The following is a 4,065-nucleotide window of genomic DNA, read 5'->3' on the forward strand; positions in this document are numbered from 1 at the left end:
TCGATGTGCCGGCCACTGAAATGCCGGAAGGACCACCGCGGCACTTCCGCTGGCGGCGCGCGCTCTACCGGGTCACGCGCGCCGAAGGGCCGGAACGCATCGCCGCCGAATGGTGGCGGGAAGCGCCAAGCGACGAGGCGGCATCGACGCGCGACTATTTCCGCATCGAGGATGCCGATGGCCGCCGCTATTGGCTCTACCGGCAAGGTCTTTACGGCAACACGCAGGTACCGCCGCGCTGGTTCATGCATGGTGTCTTCGCATGAACGCGCTGACCGTCATCCCCTATGCCGAATTCGGCATCCAGTCGAATTTCTCCTTCCTGCGCGGCGCCTCCAAGCCGGAGGAGCTGGTGGTCGCGGCCAAGCTCCTGGGCTTCTCCGCGATCGGGCTTGCCGACCGCAACACGGTGGCCGGCGTGGTGCGCGCCTGGCAGCAGGCCAAGGTCGAAAAGCTCTCCTATCACCCCGGCTGCCGGCTGGTTTTCGGCGACGGCACGCCGGACATCCTCGCCTATCCCCAGGACCGCAAGGGCTGGGGACATCTGTGCCGCATGCTTACCCAAGCCAATCTGCGCGACGAGAACGAAAAAGGCGCCACCCTTCTCCAGCGCGGCGACCTCCTCGAATGGGGTGACCTGATGTCGCTGGCGGTCCTGCCCGGTCTGTCGGCGGGCGCGGAAGATAGTCTTCCCCTGCTTGGAGACCTCAAAGGCCGCTTCGGCAGGTACCTGCGGCTTGGCGTTTCGCCCGACTACGCCGGCAATGACCGTTTCCGCATCGAGCAGGCCGCGGCGCTTGCCGAGAGCGTCGGTATTCCGCTGATGGCGACCAACGACGTTCTCTACCACACGGCCGAACGGCGCCCGCTGCAGGACGTGCTGACCGCGATCCGCCTCAACACGCCCGTCGCCGAGGTCGGGCTGCAACTCAGCGCCAATGCCGAGCGTCATCTGAAGCCGCCAATGGAGATGGCGCGCCTGTTCCGCAGGCATCCGCAAGCGCTGGCCGAGACGCTGCGGTTTGCGGAAGAACTGACCTTTTCGTTGAGCGACCTTCAGTACAATTATCCGGACGAGCCGACGGAATCGGGTCTTGGCCCACAGGCTGAACTGGAGCGGCTGGCGCGGGAGGGAGCGGCCAACCGCTATCCGGCGGGTGTGCCGGATTCGGTGACCAGGCGCATCGAGGAAGAGCTCGCTTTGATCGAACGCCTCAACTATGCCCGCTATTTCCTGACTGTCTACGACATCGTCAAGTTCGCGCGCAACAAGGATATTCTCTGCCAGGGACGTGGATCGGCCGCCAATTCGGTCGTCTGCTTCTGCATCGGCATCACCGAAGTAGGACCGGAAAAAATCGATTCGCTCTTCGAGCGCTTCATTTCCGAGGAGAGAAACGAGCCGCCGGATATCGACGTCGATTTCGAGCACGAAAAGCGCGAAACCGTAATCCAGTACATCTACGAGAAATACAGCGGCAAGCGCACGGCACTTGCGGCCGCCGTCATCAGCTATCGCGGCCGTTCGGCGCTGCGCGAAGTGTCGAAGGCGATGGGCCTGTCCGAGGATGTCAGGGCATCGCTTTCCGGCTCGATCTGGGGTTGGTCGACATCGGAGCTTGGCGAGAAGGAAGCCCGCGCCGGCGGCCTCGACCGCACCGATCCGGTGTCGAGGCACGTGATGGAGCGTGCCAATGAGATCATGGGCTTCCCCCGCCATCTGTCGCAGCATGTCGGCGGCTTCGTCATAACCAGGGACCGGCTCGACGAGATCGTGCCCATCGTCAAGACGGCGATGGACGAGCGCAAGATGGTCGAATGGGACAAGGACGATCTCGACGCGGTGAAGATCCTGAAAGTCGACGTGCTGGCGCTCGGCATGCTGACCTGCCTCCAGCGCGCCTTCACCTTGCTTACTGACCACTATCCAAAGGCGCGAGACAAATACGGCCGACCTTATGTGCTGGCCACCCTGCCGGCAGAAGACGCCCGGGTCTACGATATGATCTGCCGTGCCGACACATTGGGCGTCTTTCAGATTGAATCGCGGGCGCAGATGTCGATGCTGCCGCGCCTTGAGCCGAAAACCTTTTATGACCTTGTCATCGAGGTGGCGATCGTGCGGCCGGGCCCGATCCAGGGCGACATGGTCCACCCCTATCTGCGCCGCCGGCAGGGCAAGGAAAAACCCGAGTATCAAAAACCGGAGCTGGAGGCGATCCTCAGCAAGACACTAGGTGTGCCGCTGTTCCAGGAGCAGGCGATGAATATCGCCATCGTCGCCGGCGGTTTCAAACCGGGCGAGGCCGATGAACTGCGCCGCGCCATGGCCACCTTCAAGCGCACCGGCACCATCGGCAATTACCGCGACCGTATGATCAATGGCATGGTCGGCAAGGGCTACACGAAGGACTTCGCCGAGCGCTGTTTCAAGCAGATCGAGGGCTTTGGCGAATATGGCTTTCCCGAAAGCCATGCCGCTTCCTTCGCCCTGCTCGTCTACGCCTCCTGCTGGTTCAAGACCTTCTATCCCGACGTGTTCTGCGCCGCGATCCTGAATTCGCAGCCGATGGGGTTTTACCAGCCGGCCCAGCTGGTGCGCGACGCAAGCGACCATGGCGTCGACATTCGCGATGTCGACGTCAATTTTTCGGTGTGGGATTGCACGCTGGAAAAGGCGCCGTTCGATCCGGCCCGCATCCTCCCACGCCATGCCGAGATGCGCGGCGTCATCGAGACGAAGCATGCCGTGCGGCTCGGCTTCCGCCAGATCAAGGGCCTGTCGAAGGAGCGCATGGCGGCCTTCGTCGAACAGCGCGGCTCAGGCTACGTATCCGTCAGGGATGTCTGGCTGCGCTCCGGCCTCGATGTCGGCGACATCGAGCGGCTGGCGCAGGCCGATGCCTTCCGTTCGCTCGGCCTTGATCGTCGCCAAGCCTTGTGGGCGGTGCGCGCGCTCGACGGCAAGAGCGCCGCCGAAAGGCTGCCGCTGTTCGACCAGCCGGCGCTTCGCCTGCGCGAGCTGGAGCCTGAGACGAAGCTGCCGAAAATGCCGCTCGGCGAGCATGTCATCCATGATTACCGCGCGCTCGGCCTGTCGCTGAAGGCGCATCCGGTCGCCTTCCTGCGCGAGCGGCTCGACCGCGCCGGCGTCATCCCCAATGCGAACCTGCCTTCCGTGCGCGACGGCAGGCGCGTCTCCGTCGCCGGCCTCGTGCTGGTGCGGCAGCGCCCCGGCAAGGGCAATGCGATCTTCCTGACGCTGGAGGACGACAAGGCGGTTGCCAACGTCATCTTCTGGCAAAGGACCTTCGACCGTTACCGGCCGATCGTCATGGGCGCCCGGTTCGTCAAGGTCACCGGAAAATTGCAGTCGGAATCGGGCGTGGTCCACATCGTCGCCGAGAGGATCGAGGATCTGACGCCCTGGCTGACCGTGCTTCTGGAGAAGGTCAGCGGGGCCGCACCAGCGGTTCCTCCGAGAGACCTCGCCAAGGACGGTTCGGATCGCTCCAGCCCCGCCAAACAAAGCGCGCCGATCCGGCAGGATCTCGCAACGCTGTCGGAAGAAGCGGAAAGGGTCATGCCCAAGGGCCGCAATTTTCAGTAGGCAAGGCCATGCCAAGGGCGGAACGAAAGCGGACGTCGGCGATCCTTCGCGCTCCCCGCTGTCCCGCCAGCCTTCGGCAAATTGGCGGGTATAAGCAGCGTGCCCCTCAGCCCGACCCACCCAAGCGCGGCAGCGGGGCCAGCACATCCTCCACCGAAAGCGTCCGCGCCTCGGAGGGCAGCATGATCGGGATGCCGTCACGCACCGGATAGGCAATCTTGGCGACCCTGGAAATCAGTTCGCCGCGCTCTGGATCCCAGGCCAGCGGCCCCTTGGTCAGCGGGCAGGCCAAGAGTTCCAGCAGCTTGGGGTCGACCTTCCTCCCGTCACGTCCATCCGCCGCCATAAGATTCTCCTCCCAGCCAGTTGCGGGCCTAAGATGTGCCGAGATTCAGGTCAGGCCCAGTCGAAAATGGCTGATACCGAGAACCGGAGCGGAGCGTACTTTTCGTACG

Annotated in this window: 3 protein-coding genes; 2 read left to right on the forward strand and 1 reads right to left on the reverse strand. The window is 63.8% G+C overall.

Annotated features, from left to right (window positions below; genetic code table 11):
• Together EN964_RS27405 and EN964_RS27410 are read left to right on the forward strand one after the other, a co-directional pair.
• The coding region (locus EN964_RS27405) for a DUF6504 family protein (RefSeq protein ID WP_373565077.1) at positions 1 to 266 on the forward strand (266 nt) is incomplete at its 5' end.
• Entirely contained in the window at positions 263 to 3,610 is a 3,348-nt protein-coding gene (locus tag EN964_RS27410; RefSeq protein ID WP_127267294.1) for an error-prone DNA polymerase, read from the forward strand. The genes EN964_RS27405 and EN964_RS27410, both read left to right, overlap by 4 nt.
• Before the next feature lie 106 nt (positions 3,611 to 3,716).
• Here the strand turns inward: EN964_RS27410 and EN964_RS27415 are convergent, their stop codons facing one another.
• Positions 3,717 to 3,956 (reverse strand): Trm112 family protein, encoded by a 240-nt coding sequence (locus EN964_RS27415; protein WP_127267295.1) that lies wholly within the window; start codon positions 3,954 to 3,956, stop codon positions 3,717 to 3,719.
• Positions 3,957 to 4,065 lie beyond the last annotated feature (109 nt).

The organism is Mesorhizobium sp. M7A.F.Ca.CA.001.10.2.1, from assembly GCF_003998575.1.
GTDB lineage: Bacteria > Pseudomonadota > Alphaproteobacteria > Rhizobiales > Rhizobiaceae > Mesorhizobium.